This window comes from Mycobacterium sp. IDUB_5 (assembly GCF_055419565.1).
In genome coordinates this window covers 13,868-32,641 of the sequence record NZ_JBVAXX010000009.1, presented here as the reverse complement: position 1 = coordinate 32,641, position 18,774 = coordinate 13,868, and the positions used below count along the sequence as shown (strand labels likewise).

Below are 18,774 nucleotides of genomic sequence, written 5' to 3'. Positions count from 1 at the left end.
TCCTCACGTGAGCCGTGCGGCCTCAGGCCGTGGCCACATCGCGCGCGGCAGCGGTTCGCCCGGGGGCGGTCGCACGGCGTCCAGCACGGCCCGTAGCGGCGGCCAGTCGGCGCGCCCGATCCTGGTGACGGCGTACGCGGTGAGCACGACGTCGGGGCCGGTCAGGGGCAACACCGTCACCCCGGCGGCGGTGGGGCGCTCGATCGGCAGAAGTCCCACCCCGTAGCCCGCGGTGATCAGTTCCTCCACCAGATCCAGGCTGTCGATCTGATGGGCGATCCGCGGGGTGAAGCCGGACAGCGACGCCAGTGTGCGCACCGCATCCTCGTCAGCGGTGTTGCGGGAGTTCACGATCCACGTCTGGTCGGAGTAGTCGCGCAGCGTGGTCATGGTGCGCGCGGTGCCACTCGGCACCCCGAGACCCCAGCGGATCGACCAGAGCGGCACCGATTCCAGCAGAGCCCCCGGGGATGCCGGCGCCAGGTTGTAGTCGTAGGTGAGCGCCAGGTCCAGGTCGTCGGCGGTCAGCAGCCGAAACGCTTCCACCGGCTCGTACTCGCTGATGATGAAGTCCACCTGCGGCAGTCGTCGGCGAAACGCTGCGGCGATCGGCAGCAGCGACACGCGGATTCCGGTCGCGAACCCGCCGACACGGACGGTGCCGGCCGGGTCGGCACCGGCGTCCAGATCCAGTCGTGCGCGGTCCACCGCCGCGAGGATGGTCACCGCGTGATCGGCCAGGCGCCGTCCCGCCGGGGTGAGCCGCACCCGTCGGCCCTGCGGCTCGATCAGTTGCGCCCCGGTCTCGCGTGTCAGGGCGGCGATCTGCGCCGACACGGTCGAGGTGGTGAGGTGGTACTCGTCGGCGACCGCCCGCATCGAACCGAGGCGCGACAGTGCGAGGAGCAGCTGGAGTCGACGGAAGTCCACGCCAGCGATTGTGCTCCTGCACGTAGGGTTGGGTCGTGGACACGCTGCTCGGCATCGACATGGGAACAGGAAGCACCAAGGGAGTTCTCGTCGACAGCTCGGGCACAGTGCTGGCCACGGAGACCATCGCTCACGGGATGGATCTTCCGCGGCCGGGGTGGGCCGAGGTCGACGCCGAGGCGGTGTGGTGGCGTGAGGTGTGCGCGATCAGCAGCGCGCTGATGGCCCGCCAACCGGCCAACGCATCCCTGGCCGGCGTGTGTGTCAGCGGTGTGGGTCCCTGCCTGGTGCTCTGCGACGCCGATCTGCGCCCGCTGCGGCCGGCCATCCTGTACGGCATCGATACCCGTGCGCACGCCGAAATCGACTCGTTGACAGCGGAATTGGGCGAGGACAAGATCCTCGAACGGGCGGGCACCTTGCTGTCCAGTCAAGCTGTCGGGCCGAAGATCGAGTGGGTGCGCAATCACGAGCCGCATGTGTTCGACGCCGCTGCCGGCTGGTACGGCTCCAACTCCTTCATCGCCGCGAAGCTCACCGGCGAGTATGTGATGGACCACCACACCGCGAGCCAGTGCGACCCGCTGTACGCCACCCGTGACTTCGACTGGAACCGGGAGTGGGCCGAGCGCATCTGCGGGCCGCTGCCGCTGCCGTCCCTGGTGTGGCCAAGCGATGTCGTCGGACAGGTCAGCGCCGTGGCCGCCCGCGAGACGGGATTGCCGGCAGGCGTTCCGGTCGCCGCGGGGACCGTCGACGCGTACTCGGAGGCGTTCTCGGTCGGCGTGCGCCGTCCCGGGGACCAGATGCTGATGTACGGCTCGACGATGTTCCTGGTCCAGGTGATCGACGAGTACCACAGCGATCCCACGCTGTGGACCACTGCAGGAGTCGATCCCCGAACGCTGGCGCTCGCAGCAGGCACCTCGACGGCGGGCACGATGATCAACTGGCTGCAATCACTCACGGGCAAGCCCTCTTTCGAGGAACTGACCGCCGAGGCGTTGGCCGTGCCCGCGGGTAGCGAGGGGCTGCTGATGCTGCCGTACCTGGCTGGTGAGCGCACTCCGGTGTTCGATCCGAACGCCCGCGGTGTGCTTGCCGGTCTCACCTTGCGGCACGGGCGCGGGCATCTTTTCCGGGCGGCCTATGAAGGTATCGCCTTCGGCATCCGGCAGATCCTGGACCGGTTCGACGACGCCCACGAGGCACGTCGCACCGTCGCGGTCGGCGGCGGTCTCAAGAGCCCGGTGTGGGCGCAGGCGGTCAGCGATGTCACCGGACGCTCGCAGCTGGTGCCCGAGCAGGCCATCGGAGCAAGCTACGGTGACGCACTGCTGGCCGGTATCGGGGTGGGGTTGGTTCCGCCCGAGACGGATTGGGCCACGATCGAGCGTGAGATCACGCCCGACCCGAGCAATCGAGCCCGCTACGAGGAGCTCTTCGCGACGTGGGCGCAGCTGTATCCGGCCACGCGGGAGCAGGTCCACCGGCTGGCAGCCGCCGACGCCGGCACCGTCGACTGAGCCGGCTCAGCCCATCGTGTAGCCACCGTCGACCGGAAGGTCGACGCCGTTGATCATGCTCGCCGCATCAGAGCACAGCCACACCACCGCGTCGGACACTTCGTGCGGAACGGCGAAGCGGCCCAGCGGGATTCGGGCGATCATCGGCGCAGCCTTGGCTTCCTCGCCCCACACCCTCTGGCCCATCTCGGTCAGCACGACCGTGGGGCACACCGAGTTCGCGCGGATGCCGTGCGGTCCCAGTTCGCGAGCGAGGACCTTGGTCGCCATCACCAGGCCGGCCTTGGATGCGCAGTAGGCGTAGTGCTCCGGTAGCGGGGCCAGCGCTGCCGCGGAGGCGACGGTGACGATGGCGCCACCGGTGCCCTGCTCCACCATGAGCGCTCCGACCTGGGCTGCCAGGAGTGCGGGAGCCCGCAGGTTCACCGCGAGCGTGGCGTCGAAGTTCTCCGCGGTGGTCGCGACGACAGGTTCGGGCAGCGAGATGCCGGCGTTGTTGACGAGGATGTCGAGACCGCCGAACGCCTCGGGAGCGGTGCGGCTCAACGCCGCCGGACCCTCTGGGTCGGCGAGGTCGGCCACGACGGCACGGACCTCGACTCCGTACTGATCGCCGAGCGACTGTCGCGCCTGCGCCAGTTCGGTCTCGTCGCGCCCGCTCAGTACCAAATGGGCGCCGGCAGCGGCGAACGCACGGGCGATGTCGGCGCCGATGCCCTTGGTGGCGCCGGTGATCAGCGCGCGCTTGCCGTCCAGCCGCATCGCCCCGGAGTATCTCTGCTCGGCGGTGGTGGTCACGAAACCTCCTGTGCTACCTGCGCATCGGTGGGGTCATCGGTGGCCGCCAGCAGCGCCTCGGCGGTACCCGGATCGGTGACGAGTCGGTTGAAGTACCCGCCGCGGGCGCCGGCGGTGATGGATTCCACCTTGTCCTTGCCGACAGCCACCGCGATCGTGACCGGGATGTGGCGCAGTGTCTCCAGTTCCAGCGCGATCAGCCGTTCTGCACCGTCGAAGTCGACGGGGGTGCCGTTGCGGTCGTAGAAGCGCGAGCACACGTCGCCGACGGCGGCGCGCAGCGACGTCGAGCCGGTCGGCACGAATTGGGGGATGTCCGAGCGGGTCAGCGGTGGCGCGCCGACACCCATCAGCGCGCACCGGGCATGCGGCCACTGGTGCAGCACGCGCTGGATGCTCGGATCCTCGAGCAGGGAGTCATACAGCGCGGGTCCCGGAAGTGCCGGTGCGAAAAGGTAGTTGGCACGCCCGCCGACGCGATTGGCGACCAGCCGCGTGATCTCGTTGGTCTGATACCACTCGTAGGGCTGGTCGTTGCCGCCGACAGTGGGGGTCACCACCACGCCGGGCAGCGAGGTGAGTTCGTGCTGGGCCAGCTCGTAGACCGTGCGGCCGGAGGAGACCAGCAGCACGTCACCCGGGAGCAAACCCGCTTCGGCGAGCGCCCGTGCCGTCGCCGGCGCGAGCACCCGCCCCATGATGTCGACGACGCTGCGTCCGGGTCCGGGCGCGGGCAGAGGCGGCGACAGGTAGACGGTGTTCAGATTCAGGGCCCGGGCCACCCGGTCGGCCAGCTCCGTGGGTCGGGCTTGGGCCGGCGGGACCACCTCGATACGCACGATGCCTTGGCGTTTCGCCTCGGCGAGGAGCCTGCTCACCGTCGCTCGGCTGGTGCCCAGTTGCTCGGCGATCTCGGCCTGGGTGGCCTCGTCCTCGTAGTAGAGCCGCGCTGCTGTGTAGAGCAGGGTGGCGGGGAAATGACTGCTCTCCGGCTCGGGCGCGGCGCCATCGGGCTTCGCCGACGAGGTGGCGGGCGCGGGCGGCCGAGACATGGGCAAAGTATGACACCGAACGTCTGCTCTGGAAAGAAGTTCATTGAACAGATGTTCTGGACAGATGTGCACCGCCTTCGCTACTGTGACTCCGAACACAGAGGGAGGAACCTGCGTTGTCTGATCAAACCGCGTCGTCCGATCGAAGAATGTCCGCTCAGATCCCCGAGAAGATGCAGGCAGTGGTCTGCCACGGGCCCCACGACTACCGACTCGAGGAGGTTGCGGTCCCCCAACGCGGTCCTGGCGAGGCGCTCGTGAAGGTCGAGGCGGTCGGTATCTGCGCCAGCGATCTGAAGTGCTACCACGGTGCGGCGAAGTTCTGGGGAGACGAGAACCGGCCCGCCTGGGCGGAAACCATGGTGATCCCCGGCCACGAATTCGTCGGCCGCGTCGTCGATCTCGACGAGATCGCCGCCTCCCGCTGGGGCATCGCCGTGGGCGACCGGGTGGTCTCCGAGCAGATCGTGCCGTGCTGGGAGTGCCGATTCTGCAAGCGGGGCCAGTACCACATGTGTCAGCCCCACGACCTCTACGGCTTCAAGCGGCGCACCCCGGGGGCGATGGCCAGCTACATGGTCTACCCCGCGGAAGCGTTGGTGCACAAAGTTTCTGCCGACGTCGCACCCCAGCATGCCGCCTTCGCCGAACCGCTGTCGTGCTCATTGCATGCGGTGGAGCGGGCGCAGATCCTCTTCGAGGACGTCGTGGTGGTCGCCGGCTGCGGACCCATCGGCCTCGGTATGGTCGCCGGCGCCCGCGCCAAGAACCCGATGCACGTCATCGCGCTCGACATGGCGCCCGAGAAGCTCGAGCTCGCCAAGCTCTGCGGCGCCGACATCACGATCAACATCGCCGAACAGGACGCCGTGGAGATCGTCAAGGAACTGACCGACGGCTACGGCGCCGATGTGTACCTGGAGGGCACCGGACATCCCTCGGCGGTTCCGCAGGGGCTCAACCTGTTACGCAAGCTCGGCCGGTACGTCGAGTACGGCGTGTTCGGCAGTGACGTGACCGTCGACTGGAGCATCATCAGCGACGACAAGGAACTCGACGTCCTCGGCGCGCATCTGGGTCCCTACTGCTGGCCCGCGGCGATCAAGATGATCGAGTCCGGTGTGCTCCCGATGGACAAGATCTGCACCCACCAGCTGCCACTGACCGAGTTCCAACAGGGTCTCGACCTCGTCGCCAGCGGCAAGGAATCGGTCAAGGTCTCCCTGATCCCCGCCTGAACTAGGGACGTCACGAAAAGCACCCCAGAAAAGGACCCCGATGAGTCTGTTCTCGAATCCCCCTATGGGGCAGCAGTTCTCGCGTCGAAAGATGCTGACGGCACTGGGTGTGGCCGGCGCCGCGGCCGCCAGCGTGCCGGTGCTGAGTTCGTGTGGCGTGGGCGGCAAGGCCAGCATGCCCAACGGCGCGGACGCGGTGACCGGTGGGTTCGATTGGCGCAAGGCGGCCGGCTCCACCATCAACATCCTGCAGACCCCGCACCCGTACCAGCTGTCCTACCAGCCGCTGCTCAAAGAGTTCACGGAGTTGACGGGCATCAACGTCAACGTCGATCTGGTGCCCGAGGCGGACTACTTCACCAAGCTGAACACCGAATTGGCCGGCGGCTCCGGCAAACACGACGCGTTCATGCTCGGTGCCTACTTCATCTGGCAGTACGGCCCGCCCGGGTGGATCGAGGACCTCAATCCCTGGCTGTCCAACAGTGCGGCGACCAACGCCGAGTACGACTTCGAGGACATCTTCGACGGGCTGCGCACCTCGACGCGCTGGGACTTCGAGTTGGGCCAGCCGCTCGGGACGGGCGGGCAGTGGGCGATCCCGTGGGGTTTCGAGAACAACGTGGTCGCCTACAACAAGCGGGTGTTCGACGAGAAGGGCATCACGCGGTTGCCCGACAATCTCGACGACTTCATCCAGCTGGCCATCGACCTGACCGACCGTTCCCAGAACCGTTACGGCATCTCCACACGCGGCTCCAAGTCCTGGGCCACCATCCATCCGGGCTTCATGACGCAGTACACCCGCGAAGGCGCCGTCGACTACACCTGGAACGGTTCGGAACTCATCGCCGAGATGGACAGCGACAAGGCGATCGACTTTACGAAGAAGTGGATCGCCATGCAGCACGAGGCAGGTCCGACATCGTGGACCACCTACGACTATCCCAACGCCACCGGCGATCTCGGAGACGGCAAGGCGATGATGGTCTACGACGCCGACAGCGCCACGTACCCGAAGAACAAGCCGGGTGCGAGCAAGGAGGCCGGCAACATCGCGTGGTACGCGGGGCCGGCCGGTCCGGACGGCAACTACAAGACCAACCTGTGGACCTGGAGCTGGGCGATGAGCGCGAACTCGCGCAACAAGCTTCCTGCGTGGTTGTTCATCCAGTGGGCAACGGGCAAGGAGTCGATGAACAAGGCCGTCGAGGGTGGTACCTACGCGGATCCGGTCCGAAAGTCGGTGTTCGACACCACATTCAAACGGGTCGCCGCCGATCAGTTCGGCTATCTCGAGGCGTTCGAGACGGTCATCGGCCAGTCCAAGATCCAGTTCACCCCGCAGAAGAAGTTCTTCGACACCACCCAGAACTGGGCGGTGGCATTGCAGGACATCTACGGCGGTGAGGACGCAGCGTCGCGGTTGCGCAGCCTCGCCAAGACCAACACGTCCAAGGTCAACCTCTAGGAGCTCTGGCATCGATGACGACTCAGACATCCAAGGCGCCTGCGGCGTCGCCGCGGCCCGATGCCTCGGCCGGCGCACGCAAGCTCCCCGAGGTGCCGACCTGGCGCCGCAAGTTGCGGCCCTATCTGCTGTCGATCCCCGCCCTGGTGATCGTCATCGGCATCCTCTACCCGTTCTTCGTCGGCGCGTACTACGCCTTCCTCAACTACGCTGCCGTGAACCCGAATCCACACTTCGTGTGGTTCGACAACTTCGCCTCGGTCCTCGGGGACCGGGTGTTCTGGCAGAGCGTGAAGGTCACCGCGATCTTCGCCATCGCCGCCACCGCGATCGAGACGGTGCTCGGCGTCGGGCTGGCCCTGCTGCTCAACCGGTCCAGCATCATCGGCAAGATCTTCGAGAAAGTCCTGATCCTGCCGCTGATGATCGCCCCGGTGATCGCGGGCGTCATCTGGAAGCTGATGTTCAACCCGCAGTTCGGCATCCTCAATCACGTTCTCGGCCTGGGCAACACGTTCGACTGGCTGTCGGCGAGCAACGCCCTGTTCTCGGTGATCCTGGTCGACGTGTGGATCTTCACCCCGTTCGTGGCGATCCTCGTGCTCGCGGGCATCAGGTCCCTGCCCAAGGAGCCGTTCGAGGCGTCCGACGTCGACGGCGCCAGCTGGTTCTTCATGTTCCGCAAGCTGATGCTGCCGATGCTGTGGCCCTACATCCTGGTCGCCGTGATCTTCCGGTTTATGGACAACCTCAAGGTGTTCGATCACATCTTCGTGCTGACCGCGGGCGGCCCCGGCGTGGCCACCCGCACCCTCCAGATCGGCGCCTTCGAGGACTCGATCATCAACCTGGACTACTCCCGGGGCAGCACCTACATGCTGCTGCTCTGGATCATCGTGTTCATCACCGCGCGCTACCTGGTGAGCGTGCTCGGAAAAGCGCAGCGCCGCGCTGCCGGAGCGGAGTCGTAATAATGGCCCTCAACCTGTCCCGAGCCGAACTGCAACCCGGTCAGCGGCGCTGGTCCATCGGCGCCGTGGCCGCCGACGTCGGTCTGGTCATCTGGTTCGTCTTCTCGCTGTTCCCGATCTTCTGGATGCTGATGCTGGCCTTGAAGAACGCCGAACAGCAGACGACGACGTACTTCTCGTTCAGTCCGACATGGTCGAACTTCGCGACGGTGGTGTCCGACAAGGGCACGCAGATGACGAGCGTGGACTTCAAGGCGTCGCTGCTCACCAGCCTGCTCAATTGTGGTGGCGCGGTGATCGTGTCGCTGGTGATCGGCATCCCGGCCGCCTACGCCGCGGGCCGCTGGCAGTACCGCGGCAGCAACGACCTGATGTTCCAGATGCTGTCGTTCCGATTCGCCCCCGAGCTGATGGTGATCGTGCCGCTGTTCGTGATCTACAACCAGATCGGCCTGTTCGACACCAAGGTCGGGATGATCTGGGTGCTGCAGCTGGTCACCATGCCGCTGGTGGTGTGGATTCTGCGGTCCTACTTCCAGGATCTGCCCGCGGATCTGGAGCAGGCGGCACTCCTCGACGGCTACACGCGCCGGCGCGCCTTCCTGATGGTGGCGCTTCCGATGGTGCGCCCGGGTATCGCGGCGGCAGCGCTGCTGGCGTTCATCTTCGCCTGGAACAACTATGTGTTCCCGCTGATCCTGGCCGACAGCAACGCCGGCACCGTCACCGTCGCCATCACCAAGTTCCTGGGCGGCGGCGGCCAGGCGTACTACAACCTCACGGCTGCCGCGGCGTTGATCGCCGCGCTGCCACCACTCGTCCTCGCACTGACGATCCAGCGATACCTGGTGCGGGGCCTGTCATTCGGGGCGGTGAAAGCCTGATGGCCACGGTTACGATCACCAACATCTGCAAGACCTACGGCAAGGACGTCCGCGCGGTCGACGGCATCTCCCTCGACATCGCCGACGGCGAGTTCTTCGTGATCCTGGGCCCCAGCGGCGCCGGCAAGACGACCACGTTGAAGTCGATCGCCGGACTCGTCGACGTCGACTCGGGTTCGGTGTCGATCGGCGGAGTGGACATGACAGCGGTGGAGCCCTACCACCGCAACGTGGCGATGGCGTTCGAGAGCTATGCGCTCTACCCGCAGAAGACCGTCGCCGAGAACCTGGCGTCGCCGCTGAAATCGGGTCGCACAGGCACGTACTCGGAGGCCGAGCGCACCAAGCGCATCGACCAGGTCACCACCACGCTGGGCATCGATCACTTGAAGAACCGGTTGCCCCGGGAACTGTCGAACGGTCAGCGCCAGCGCGTGGCGCTGGGTCGGGTGCTGGTCCGTCCGGCCGATGTCTACCTGCTGGACGAGCCGCTGAGCCATCTGGACGCGAAACTGCGTGCGGCCATGCGGGCTGAGCTGAAGCAACTCGGCGCGATGTCGAACACCACCACGATCTATGTCACGCACGACTACCAGGAGGCGCTGGCGCTGGGTGACCGCATCGCGGTGATGCGCGAGGGCCGGCTCATGCAGATCGGTACACCTGAGGAGATCTGGCGCCGGCCCGCAGACACGTTCGTCGCGCGCGCCCTCGGCCAGCCCGAGATCAACCTGCTCGACGGTGTCGTCGACGACGGCCGCATCCGGCTGGGTGACGGTTCGCTCGACGTGCCGGTACCTCCGGACGTGAACTGCGAGCGCGGCACCCGCGTCCGAGTCGGATTGCGCCCGTGCGATATTCACGTGACCAGCCGGGAGGGTTCGTTACGCGGGCGCGTCCAACTCGCTGAGCGACTCGGCCGCAACATCGAGCTGACCGTCGACGTGGGCGGGGCGCAGTTGATCGCACTCACCTCCGGACGCCACGGAGTCGGTGAGGGAGACGACATCACGATGCGCATCGCCGAGTCCGACGTGCACGTGTTCGCCCCGGGCGACGGGGACACCAGCCGGTTCAGTGACCAGACCCTGGAGGCAGTGCAGTGAGCGTCGCGACGGACAACTCCACTCAGCAGGGCGCGCAGAGCCTGACGTTGCGCGACCTGGTGAAGACCTACTCGTCACGCGGCCGCGATGCGGTGACCGCCGTCAAGGGCATCGACCTCGACATCCGGCCGGGGGAATTGGTGGCGTTGCTCGGCCCGTCGGGGTGCGGCAAGACCACCACGCTGCGGATGATCGCCGGGTTGGAAACGGTGACCAGCGGGTCGATCAAGATCGGTGAGCGTGAGATCTCCCAGTTGCCCGCTGCCAAGCGCGGGATCGGCGTGGGCTTCGAGAGCTACGCGTTGTATCCGCCGCTGTCGGTACGCGACAACCTGCTCTACGGACTGAAGGCCCGCAAGGTCAAGGGCGCCGAGAAGATGGTCGCCTCGATCTGCGACCGGCTCGAGATGAACGATCTGCTGTCGCTGCGGCCTGCCAGCCTGTCCAGCGGTCAGAAGCAGCGCGTGGCACTGGCCCGCGCGCTGGTACGCAACCCCCCGGTGCTGCTGCTCGACGAGCCGCTGAGCCACCTCGATGCCTCCGCACGCAACCGCGTGCGACGCGAATTGAAGGTGCTGCAGCGCGAATTCGGCTACACGACGATCGTGGTCACCCACGACCAGGTGGAGGCACTGTCGCTGGCGGATCGGCTCGCCGTCATGGACGGTGGCGTCGTGCAGCAGTTCGGAACGCCCGACGAGGTGTTCGACGACCCGGCCAACCTGTTCGTCGCCGGCTTCGTCGGTGAGCCCGCGATCAACGTTCTGCCCGGCGTCGCGAGGGTGCGCGACGGCCGGGTCCATGTCGAGATCGGCTCTGGCGCAGGATCTCTGGCAACGTCGGCGACCTCGGTCAGTGACGGTACCGCGGTCACGGTCGGCATCCGTCCGCAGGATTGCGCGCTGGCCGAACGGGGCACCGACGGCCTCGCTGCGACCGTCGCCTACTTCGAGCACCTACTGGAGTTCGGCCTGGCGACCACGACGGTGGCGGGCATCGAGGACGGTATCGTGGTGCAGACCCCGGCCGAAAAGAGCCACGAACCCGAGCAGCACGTTGCGGTGACGGCGCCGGCAGAACGGGTCTACCTGTTCGACGCCGACACCGGGGAGCGACTGCGATGACCAAGCTGTACAACGACCCCGCCCGGTTCACCGAAGACATGCTCGTCGGGTTCCTGGACGCCAATGCCCGCTACGTCGCCGGAGTGCCGGGCGGTGTGGTGCGTGCCCATCAGACCCGCCCGGGCAAGGTCGCGGTCGTCATCGGAGGCGGGTCGGGCCACTACCCGGCGTTCTGCGGGACGGTCGGTGTCGGGTTCGCCGACGGTGCGGTGGTCGGCAACATCTTCACCTCGCCGTCGGCGGAGGAGGCCGCGTCGGTGGCTCGTGCCGCCCACGGTGACGCGGGCGTGCTGTTGACCACCGGCAACTACGCGGGAGACGTGATGAATTTCGGCCTCGCGGTGACACAGTTGCGCGGTGAGGGCATCGATGCCGAGTACTTCGCCGTCACCGACGACGTCGCGAGCGCGCCCCGGGGCGAGGAAGCGAAAAGACGCGGTATCGCCGGTGATTTCACCGTGTTCAAGTGTGCGAGCGCCGCGGCCGAGGAGGGCCTCGATCTGGCGGGTGTGGTCCGGGTCGCCGAAGCATCGAACGCGGCGACCCGCACGCTGGGCGTGGCGTTCGACGGCTGCACGATGCCGGGTGCCGACCATCCCCTGTTCACAGTGCCCGAGGGCACGATGGGCGTCGGCCTCGGTATCCACGGCGAGCCGGGCGTGGCCGACGAGCCGATGCCGACCGCCGAGTCGCTCGCTGAAACGCTGGTCGACGGTGTGCTCGCCGATCGTCCAGACGCGACGTCCAAGCGGCTGGCGGTGATCCTCAACGGCTTGGGCCGCACCAAATACGAAGAGTTGTTCGTGGTGTGGGGGACGGTGGCGCGGCTGCTGCGGGATCGCGGCTTCGAGATCGTCGAGCCCGAGGTGGGCGAGCTCGTCACCAGCCTCGACATGGCCGGCTGCTCGCTGACCGTGATGTGGCTCGACGACGAGCTCGAGCGGTACTGGACCGCGCCGGCCGACACCCCGGCCTATCGCAAGGGCGCGCCGGCCACCGGGGACGCGGCTGCGACCACCGGAGAACGACGCAGTGCCCAGGAGCTGCAGGCGAATTCGTCGACGCCGGCGTTGGACGAGCTCGCCGATGACGAGGGTCGCCGCGGTGCGCAGGTGGTGCTGCGTTCTTTGACCGCGATGGCCGGCATGCTGGCCGAGGCGGAGGACGAGCTCGGTCGCATCGATGCCGTCGCCGGTGACGGCGACCACGGCAGGGGAATGGTCAAGGGCAGCTCGGCCGCCTGTTCGGCAGCGCAGCGCGCGGTCGATGCGGGCGGTGGCCAGGGATCGGTGCTCGCCGAGGCAGGCAAGGAGTGGGCAGCCAAAGCCGGCGGTACGTCCGGGGTGTTGTGGGGCGCGTTGTTGTCGGCCCTCGGCGCACGACTGGGTGATACCGGCCGGCCCGCCGGTGACGCGGTGTCCGGCGGAATGCGCGACGGCTACGACGCGTTGGTCTCACTCGGCGGCGCGTCGCCGGGGGACAAGACGATGCTCGACGCCCTGCTGCCGTTCGTCGACGACTTCGAACGGCGGGTCGCCGACGGCACACCGTGGCAGGAGGCGTGGGGCGCGGCGGCCGAGGTCGCGGCCGAGGCCGCGAAGGCCACAGCCGACATGCGCCCCAAGGTGGGGAGGGCCCGGCCGCTGGCCGAGCGCAGCGTCGGCACCCCCGACGCCGGCGCGACGTCGCTGGCCATGTGCCTGCGCACCGTCGCGGACACGCTGAATTCGACTCGCACAACAGCGAAAAGGAAGTGACCCGTCATGGCAGGGCTCCGCATCGTCGTCGGCTCCGACGACGCCGGCTTCGACTACAAGGAAGCACTCAAAAACGATCTGCAGGCTGACGACCGGGTCGCCGAGGTCACCGATGTCGGGGTGAGCGCCGAGGAGAACACGGCTTACCCGCACGTCGCTGTGGCCGCCGCGCGCATGATCGCCGAGGGGAAGGCCGACCGCGCACTGCTGGTCTGCGGAACCGGGCTGGGTGTGGCGATCAGCGCGAACAAGGTGCCGGGTATCCGGGCGGTCACCGCGCACGACAGCTTCTCGGTGGAGCGTTCGGTGCTGTCGAACAATGCCCAGGTGCTGTGCTTCGGGCAGCGGGTGATCGGCCTCGAACTGGCCCGCCGGCTCGCCAAGGACTGGTTGGGTTACGAATTCGACCCGGCGAGCGCCTCGGCCGACAAGGTCGACGCGATCTGTTCGTACGAACCGGCGCAAGCCAGCAGCTGAGTCACCGCCGGCTCACCAGCGGCAGGAACACGTCGTCGACGATCTCGGTGATGGTGTCCCGCGGTACCGCGGCCATCGTCATGAACAGTTCGTGGCGCAGTAGGTCGGCGGGCAGATTGAGGATCCGGGGCGGCGGCATGCTCGCCAATTCACCTCGTGCGACAGCGCGTTCGGCGATCTGCGCCATGATGCTCGGCCCGTCGGGGACGAACAGCGCGCGTAGCTTTGCCGGCGATCCACCTGCCTCGTCGTAGTAGGCGCCCAGGAGGGCGGCGAACAGCCCCATCGTGCGCGCCCGGCGATCGTTGAAGTCGGTGAGCACCGCAAGGACGTCGCCGCGGAGTGTCCCGGTGTCCGGGACGGGAATCACGTCGATCTCGCCGCGACGGCGGATCACGGCCTCGAGAAGATCCAACCGCGTCGGCCAGCGGCGGTACACGACAGACCGTGCGGCCTGTGACCGGGCCGCCACCGCCTCGATCGTGAAGCCCGCGTAGCCGGCGTCGAGCAGCTGCTCCCAGCCCGCGTCCAAGATCGCGGACTCGAGTTCAGCGCCGCGTCGCCGATGGGTGACTGTCACCTTAGAGGACACTTGCGTAGCTTAACGCACAGAGCTAGCGTGTCGAGAGTAAGCAACGCTCCTGTAGCTTATTTCATCCGACATGTGTGGGGCTCTCATGACACGTAAAGCTCTGATCTCCGGCGCGAGCATCGCCGGCCCTGTTCTGGCCTTCTGGCTGGCCGAGGCAGGCTGGCACGTCACGGTCGTCGAACGCGCAGACCAGTTGCGCACCAGCGGTTATCCGGTCGATGTTCGCGGTACCGCCGTCGACGTGGTCACCCGCATGGGCCTTCATGAGCGGCTGGTCGAGCATCGATACCGGCACGTGCCGGTGGACCTGCTCAGCCCGCGCGGGCACTCGTTGTGCACGCTCGATTACGGCAATCTGCTCGGCTCCTCGGGGGACGGTGACGTCGAGATCTCCCGGGGAGAGCTCAGTGAGGTGTTGTTCCAGGCGACCGCCGACCGCGTCGAATATGTGTTCTCCGAGTCGATCACCGCGCTGCGGGAGTTCGACGACGGGGTGGAGGTGACGTTCGAACGCCGTCCCGCCGAGATCGTCGACGTGGTGATCGGCGCCGACGGTATCCATTCCAATGTCCGCGCGCTCGCCTTCGGGCCCGAGGCGCGCTATCTGCGTCACCTCGGGCCGTACGTGGCGGTGTGGGACCTGCCTGAGGCGGCCTTCGCGCCGGGAACCGGTTACTTCTACTCGCATCCGGGACGCACGGTTCTGGTCGAACGCCCTGCCGACGGTGCGCCGGGCCGGGCGTTCGCGACGTTCGTTCACCCGGCGCCGGGAACCGTCGACCGCCACGACGGCGCGGCATTGGTGGGTGCGTTCCGCGAGGCATTCGCCGACGATCGTTGGCGCACAGCCGAAGTCATCGACACGATGGCTGACGCCGGTGATCTCTACGTCGACACGGTCAGTCAGGTGCGCATGCCGCACTGGAGCTCTGCTCGGGTCGCGCTGGTCGGCGATGCGGCGTACGCGCCGGCGTTCCTGTCCGGGCAGGGCACGAGCATCGCGATCGCGGGTGCGTACGTGCTGGCCAGTGAGCTGTCCGCGCACGAGAGAGCGCGGGATGCCTTCGCCGCCTACGAGCACCGGATGCGTGAGTACGTGACGATGAACCAGGACCTGGCGCTGCGCACCGACGGTACGGTCCTCGTGCGAACGCCCGCTCAGCTGCTGCGTCGCAACGTGAAGCTGTGCGCCGTGCCGTGGTTGCAGCGGCTCGGACTGCTCGGCCTTCTGCAGGGGCCCCTGCGGACCGCCGCGACGAGCCTGGCGCTACGCGACCACGATCTGAACCGTCGGTCAGAGACATTGCCACGCAACGCTCGCCGATGAACCGAATCGTCGGGTGGGCGGTGATTCTGGTCCTCGCCAATGTCGTGGCCGATGTCGTCGTGGGATCGCCGATGATGATCATCCCGCAGTTGCTCGATCGCTTCGACACCGACGAGACGGCCTGGTTGACCACAAGCGCGCTGCTGGCCGGCGCCGTGTGGTCGCCGCTGCTTGCGAGGGCCGCCGACCTACACGGCAGGCGCAAGGTGATGGTCTTCACTCTCGGGTTAGCCTGTGCGGGAGCGCTTCTCTGTGTCGCTGCGTCGAGCCTGTGGGTGTTTCTGATGGGCCGTGTTCTGCAGGGCGCCGCGTTTGCCGTCGTCTTCCTGTCGGTGGCTCTTGTGATGAATGTGTGCTCCACGCAGGTGGCGACCGTCATGGTGGGTTTCGTAACCTCCGCCTCGTCCGTGGTGGGAATCGTCGAGCCGGTGGTGATGAAACCGATCATCGACGCATTCGGTCCTCGCAGCGTTTTCGTCGCCGCAGCAGTGCTCGCGGCGGTGTCCGCACTGGGTGTGCGCATGCTCGTCCCGGAATCGTCCATCCAAAGCGGAGGTCGCCTCGACGTCCTCGGGGCGCTTCTTCTCGGTGGCGGGCTGAGCGCGCTGTTGGCCTGCGTCAGCCTCGGCGCCGACGCCGGTTGGTTGTCACGCGAGATGGTCTGCCTCATGGTCGCGGGCGGTGTTGCGATGAGTGCATGGTCCTTTCGTTCGTCGCGGATCGCTGATCCGATCATCGATCTGCAAGTGGTGAGCGGTCGTCTTGTGCTCACCCTGACGGCTCTGCTGTTGGCGGCCGGGGCCTTCCGATCCATGCTGCAGCTGATGGGTGTCATCGCCTACGTGCCTGCCGAGCAAGGCCTCGGGTACGGCCTCGGTTCTGGGGAGGCGGTCGCCGCGCTGTTCGCCGTTGCGAACCTCGGGATCGCGGTCGGAGGCGTGGGCGCCGGGTGGCTGGCCCTGCGTGTCGGTTCCGAAGTCGCGCTGCTGGGCGGCATTGCGATCGGGGCGGCGGCGACCTGTGCGATGACGGTCGGTGTGTCGGCGCTGTCGGTGGCGATGGTCTGCAGTGCGCTGATGGGGGTGGCGGCGGGCGCCATCGGTGCCGCCGGGTACACGGTGGCGACAGGCAGCGCTGCTGAAGGCAGCCAGGCTATGGTCGCAGGGTTGGTGTCCGTCGTGATGGCGTTGGGCTCGGTGCTGGTGACCATCGTGGGCACCGAGATCCTCGAAGCGACGAGGGTTCCTGATGCATCGTTTTCCGGTGCCCCGGTCAGCACAGCGACGGGCGTCCACGTGTACGTCTCGACCGCAGGAGTGCTGCTCGCGCTCGCCGCGGTGCCAGCGACTGTGCTCGCTCGCGGCCGTGGGCCCCGGCCCTGCCGCGACGGTAGCCGGCGACTCGGTCAGGCACTCAGTAGCTGATCGCAGATCATCTGGTGTTCCTTATCGACCGAAATCGGCTGAAGCACAACGGAGTTAGCGCCGCACTCGGTCAGCTGGGTGATCGCCTCGCGGCACGTCGTAGCGTCACCCGAAACAGTCCCGCCCCGCTTTGCGGGAGACGGCTGACCGACTCCGATACTTCCCGTAGGCACGTCGTCAAGCTGCTGACCATCGTCGGCTGATCCGGGCGAGGCGAACAGGCGCAACGTGGGAAGACATCGCTACGGGCACTGCGCGGTCTGCAACACCGGGCTGGCCGGAACGCGCCCTTGACGCTGGCACGGCACCTACGCGGGGGCCGGGATCGTCGCCTGGAGCACCGCCTCGACGAGCGCGTCGGCGCGCAGGTGTTCGAAGCGCTGATACTCCGGATCGTTGATCATGTCGACGAAGTGCTGACGGCTGGGGTAGCGCACGAGGGCCACCATGTCCCAGTCCTGGCCCGGTTCTGCGGACAGCGCGACGCCACCGCTGCCGACGTAGAGCACATCGACGCCGTACTTCGATTGCACGCCGGTGCTTTCGAACTGTGCGATGTATTCGAGGTAAGTGTCCCGGCCGCCGTCAGGGCGGAAGCGAAGAAGATTCAGCATCACCACGGGGCCGCCGCTGTCCTCGCTGATGTACGAATCCAGTGCCGTGGTGTCGAGCGTGATCATGGTGTCTCCTCGTTGTCGGTACCCCACCCGCACACTAGGCAGGGGTACCGACAACAACGGTTGGCCGATCGGCGCGTCAGTCAGGTGGCGGTGGTTCGTAGGGCTGGTACCACCACCAGTTCGCGCGTTCGCCGGTGGGCCCGGGACACGGTGCGACGTCCGGTGGGGGTTGGGTGGGTGGTCGGGCCAGGGAGGCTGAGGTGAGGGTGTGGCCGGCGGCGTCGGTGACGACGAGGTGGTCGGCGGGTCCGTTGATGGTGATCAGGCCGCGGTGATGGGCCCGGTGGTGGTACGGGCAGACCAGCGCGAGATTCCACAGTTCGGTGGGTCCGCCGTCCTCCCAGTGGACGAGGTGGTGAGCGTGCAGCCCGCGCGTGGCCCCGCAGCCGGGCACCACACAGCTGCGGTCGCGATGCTCCAGCGCACGGCGGAGCCGCCGGTTCACCGTGCGCGTCGATCGGCTGGCGCCGATCACCCGCCCCTCGCGGCGGAACCACACCTCGCATGTGGCGTCGCACATCAGTTCCCGGCGTTCGGCATCGGTGAGCGCCGGACCCAGATGCAGCGCCGCGACATTGTCCGCGACGTCGACGTGCAGGACGACGGTGGTGCGCTGCCCATGCGGCCGCGTGGAAGCCTCGGCATCCCAACTCATCTGGACCAGCCGCAGGAACGCCGCCGCCATGCTGGGCACCGGTGCCCGCTCATCCGGATCGCCGGTGTTCCATTCCGCCACAAGAGCGTCGCGATGGGATCCCAGAGCAGCTTCGAACGCTGCGCTTTCCGTGTGGGGTAGCGCGATCTGCCAGTACGTGTACTGCTCATCAGTGCGCGAGGTGATCGACGGGACCGGCCCCGACTCGGACGCTGGCTCGTCCTCGTCGTCATGGAGGTCTTCAGACGCGGGCGCGGGCTCGGGCTTCGGTTGCATGCTCAGTGCGGTGCGCAGCTGAGTCACGGTCGCGCACTGGGCCAGCGTCGCGAAGTGATCGTCGGAGCCGGGCAGTCCGCGTTCGGCGATCGCCCCGACCTGGTCCACAGACAGCCGACCCTCCGTCAATCCTGCGATGCACCGGGGGAATTCGTCGTAACGGTGGGCGATTGCGGCGATGGTCTGCGCCCGCGACGGCGACACCCCGGCCTTCCACGCCAGCCAGTCTGTCGTCGACCGGGCCCCGGCCGCCGCCCACAACTGATCCCGGTCGATCTCCGCAGCGATCTCCACGATCCGCGCATCGACCGCGTTGCGCTGCCCCGTCACCTCCGCCAACTCGTCATGCAGCACCGACAACCGCTCGTCGATCGCGAGAGAACTGATAGGGGTCATGCCTTCAACCTGCCGGCGCCATCTGACATCCAGCCGCCCAACCCACCGCCCGACCGCGTCCGCCTGGGGATGAAAACAGCTCTGGGGACA

General features: G+C 67.4%; 17 protein-coding genes. 11 read left to right on the top strand and 6 right to left on the bottom strand.

The annotated features are described in order from the left end of the window. Positions 1-3 precede the first annotated feature (3 nt). Positions 4-930 (bottom strand): LysR family transcriptional regulator, encoded by a 927-nt coding sequence (locus ACZY1G_RS26010; RefSeq protein ID WP_463818091.1) that lies wholly within the window; start codon positions 928-930, stop codon positions 4-6. 35 nt (positions 931-965) lie between these two features. Between ACZY1G_RS26010 and ACZY1G_RS26005 the strand changes: the two genes are divergently transcribed. Further along, positions 966-2,456 (top strand): FGGY-family carbohydrate kinase, encoded by a 1,491-nt coding sequence (locus tag ACZY1G_RS26005; RefSeq protein WP_463818090.1) that lies wholly within the window; start codon positions 966-968, stop codon positions 2,454-2,456. Positions 2,457-2,462: 6 nt separating this feature from the next. Here ACZY1G_RS26005 and ACZY1G_RS26000 read toward each other — a convergent pair whose 3' ends face one another. Beyond that, complete coding sequence (locus ACZY1G_RS26000) at positions 2,463-3,218, bottom strand: SDR family NAD(P)-dependent oxidoreductase (protein WP_463818274.1); 756 nt, start codon at positions 3,216-3,218, stop codon at positions 2,463-2,465. A gap of 32 nt (positions 3,219-3,250) precedes the next feature. Continuing rightward, positions 3,251-4,306: a sugar-binding transcriptional regulator gene (locus ACZY1G_RS25995; protein ID WP_463818089.1), complete on the bottom strand. Its 1,056-nt coding sequence runs from the start codon at positions 4,304-4,306 to the stop codon at positions 3,251-3,253. Positions 4,307-4,455: 149 nt separating this feature from the next. Here ACZY1G_RS25995 and eltD point away from each other — a divergent pair, with 149 nt between their 5' ends. The 8 genes from eltD (at position 4,456) to ACZY1G_RS25955 (ending at position 13,334) form a co-directional block, all read left to right on the top strand. Next, complete coding sequence (eltD, locus tag ACZY1G_RS25990; RefSeq protein ID WP_463818088.1) at positions 4,456-5,544, top strand: erythritol/L-threitol dehyrogenase; 1,089 nt, start codon at positions 4,456-4,458, stop codon at positions 5,542-5,544. Positions 5,545-5,635: 91 nt separating this feature from the next. Next, positions 5,636-7,015, top strand: a complete 1,380-nt coding sequence (locus ACZY1G_RS25985; protein ID WP_463818273.1) for an extracellular solute-binding protein — start codon at positions 5,636-5,638, stop codon at positions 7,013-7,015. Between the two features lie 14 nt (positions 7,016-7,029). Next, positions 7,030-7,986, top strand: a complete 957-nt coding sequence (locus ACZY1G_RS25980; RefSeq protein WP_463818087.1) for a carbohydrate ABC transporter permease — start codon at positions 7,030-7,032, stop codon at positions 7,984-7,986. Positions 7,987-7,988: 2 nt separating this feature from the next. Beyond that, entirely contained in the window at positions 7,989-8,870 is an 882-nt protein-coding gene (locus ACZY1G_RS25975; protein ID WP_463818086.1) for a carbohydrate ABC transporter permease, read from the top strand. After that, the gene (locus ACZY1G_RS25970; RefSeq protein WP_463818085.1) at positions 8,870-9,976 is read left to right on the top strand and encodes an ABC transporter ATP-binding protein; all 1,107 of its coding nucleotides are present in this window, start codon (positions 8,870-8,872) and stop codon (positions 9,974-9,976) included. Before ACZY1G_RS25975 ends, ACZY1G_RS25970 begins: the two co-directional genes overlap by 1 nt. Further along, entirely contained in the window at positions 9,973-11,100 is a 1,128-nt protein-coding gene (locus ACZY1G_RS25965; protein ID WP_463818084.1) for an ABC transporter ATP-binding protein, read from the top strand. The genes ACZY1G_RS25970 and ACZY1G_RS25965 overlap by 4 nt, the downstream gene beginning before the upstream one ends. After that, positions 11,097-12,857: a D-erythrulose 4-kinase gene (derK, locus tag ACZY1G_RS25960; protein WP_463824000.1), complete on the top strand. Its 1,761-nt coding sequence runs from the start codon at positions 11,097-11,099 to the stop codon at positions 12,855-12,857. The genes ACZY1G_RS25965 and derK overlap by 4 nt, the downstream gene beginning before the upstream one ends. A gap of 6 nt (positions 12,858-12,863) precedes the next feature. Continuing rightward, positions 12,864-13,334 (top strand): ribose-5-phosphate isomerase, encoded by a 471-nt coding sequence (locus ACZY1G_RS25955; protein ID WP_463823999.1) that lies wholly within the window; start codon positions 12,864-12,866, stop codon positions 13,332-13,334. A gap of 1 nt (position 13,335) precedes the next feature. Here the strand turns inward: ACZY1G_RS25955 and ACZY1G_RS25950 are convergent, their stop codons facing one another. Then, positions 13,336-13,926 (bottom strand): TetR/AcrR family transcriptional regulator, encoded by a 591-nt coding sequence (locus ACZY1G_RS25950; RefSeq protein WP_463818081.1) that lies wholly within the window; start codon positions 13,924-13,926, stop codon positions 13,336-13,338. An 85-nt stretch (positions 13,927-14,011) separates the two neighbouring features. On the opposite strand from ACZY1G_RS25950, the gene ACZY1G_RS25945 reads away from it, so the two are divergent. Together ACZY1G_RS25945 and ACZY1G_RS25940 are read left to right on the top strand one after the other, a co-directional pair. Beyond that, positions 14,012-15,253: an FAD-dependent monooxygenase gene (locus tag ACZY1G_RS25945; RefSeq protein ID WP_463823997.1), complete on the top strand. Its 1,242-nt coding sequence runs from the start codon at positions 14,012-14,014 to the stop codon at positions 15,251-15,253. Beyond that, positions 15,250-16,677, top strand: a complete 1,428-nt coding sequence (locus ACZY1G_RS25940; protein WP_463823996.1) for an MFS transporter — start codon at positions 15,250-15,252, stop codon at positions 16,675-16,677. Before ACZY1G_RS25945 ends, ACZY1G_RS25940 begins: the two co-directional genes overlap by 4 nt. Before the next feature lie 308 nt (positions 16,678-16,985). Here ACZY1G_RS25940 and ACZY1G_RS25935 read toward each other — a convergent pair whose 3' ends face one another. Together ACZY1G_RS25935 and ACZY1G_RS25930 are read right to left on the bottom strand one after the other, a co-directional pair. Continuing rightward, on the bottom strand, positions 16,986-17,357 hold the full coding sequence (locus ACZY1G_RS25935; RefSeq protein ID WP_463818078.1) for a DUF1330 domain-containing protein: 372 nt from the start codon (positions 17,355-17,357) through the stop codon (positions 16,986-16,988). 76 nt (positions 17,358-17,433) lie between these two features. Continuing rightward, a complete protein-coding gene (locus ACZY1G_RS25930; RefSeq protein ID WP_463823995.1) occupies positions 17,434-18,684 on the bottom strand; it encodes an HNH endonuclease signature motif containing protein in 1,251 nt (416 codons plus the stop codon). Positions 18,685-18,774 lie beyond the last annotated feature (90 nt).

Excerpts from the sequence above, each read along its gene's own strand:
- ACZY1G_RS26000 (WP_463818274.1), bottom strand. The coding sequence starts at position 3,218 with ATGCGGCTGGACGGCAAGCGCGCGCTGATCACCGGCGCCACCAAGGGC.
- ACZY1G_RS25940 (WP_463823996.1), top strand. The coding sequence starts at position 15,250 with ATGAACCGAATCGTCGGGTGGGCGGTGATTCTGGTCCTCGCCAATGTC.
- ACZY1G_RS25970 (WP_463818085.1), top strand. The coding sequence starts at position 8,870 with ATGGCCACGGTTACGATCACCAACATCTGCAAGACCTACGGCAAGGAC.
- ACZY1G_RS25945 (WP_463823997.1), top strand. The coding sequence starts at position 14,012 with ATGACACGTAAAGCTCTGATCTCCGGCGCGAGCATCGCCGGCCCTGTT.
- ACZY1G_RS25980 (WP_463818087.1), top strand. The coding sequence starts at position 7,030 with ATGACGACTCAGACATCCAAGGCGCCTGCGGCGTCGCCGCGGCCCGAT.
- eltD (WP_463818088.1), top strand. The coding sequence starts at position 4,456 with ATGTCCGCTCAGATCCCCGAGAAGATGCAGGCAGTGGTCTGCCACGGG.
- derK (WP_463824000.1), top strand. The coding sequence starts at position 11,097 with ATGACCAAGCTGTACAACGACCCCGCCCGGTTCACCGAAGACATGCTC.
- ACZY1G_RS25995 (WP_463818089.1), bottom strand. The coding sequence starts at position 4,306 with ATGTCTCGGCCGCCCGCGCCCGCCACCTCGTCGGCGAAGCCCGATGGC.
- ACZY1G_RS25935 (WP_463818078.1), bottom strand. The coding sequence starts at position 17,357 with ATGATCACGCTCGACACCACGGCACTGGATTCGTACATCAGCGAGGAC.
- ACZY1G_RS25955 (WP_463823999.1), top strand. The coding sequence starts at position 12,864 with ATGGCAGGGCTCCGCATCGTCGTCGGCTCCGACGACGCCGGCTTCGAC.
- ACZY1G_RS25985 (WP_463818273.1), top strand. The coding sequence starts at position 5,636 with ATGCTGACGGCACTGGGTGTGGCCGGCGCCGCGGCCGCCAGCGTGCCG.
- ACZY1G_RS25930 (WP_463823995.1), bottom strand. The coding sequence starts at position 18,684 with ATGACCCCTATCAGTTCTCTCGCGATCGACGAGCGGTTGTCGGTGCTG.
- ACZY1G_RS25975 (WP_463818086.1), top strand. The coding sequence starts at position 7,989 with ATGGCCCTCAACCTGTCCCGAGCCGAACTGCAACCCGGTCAGCGGCGC.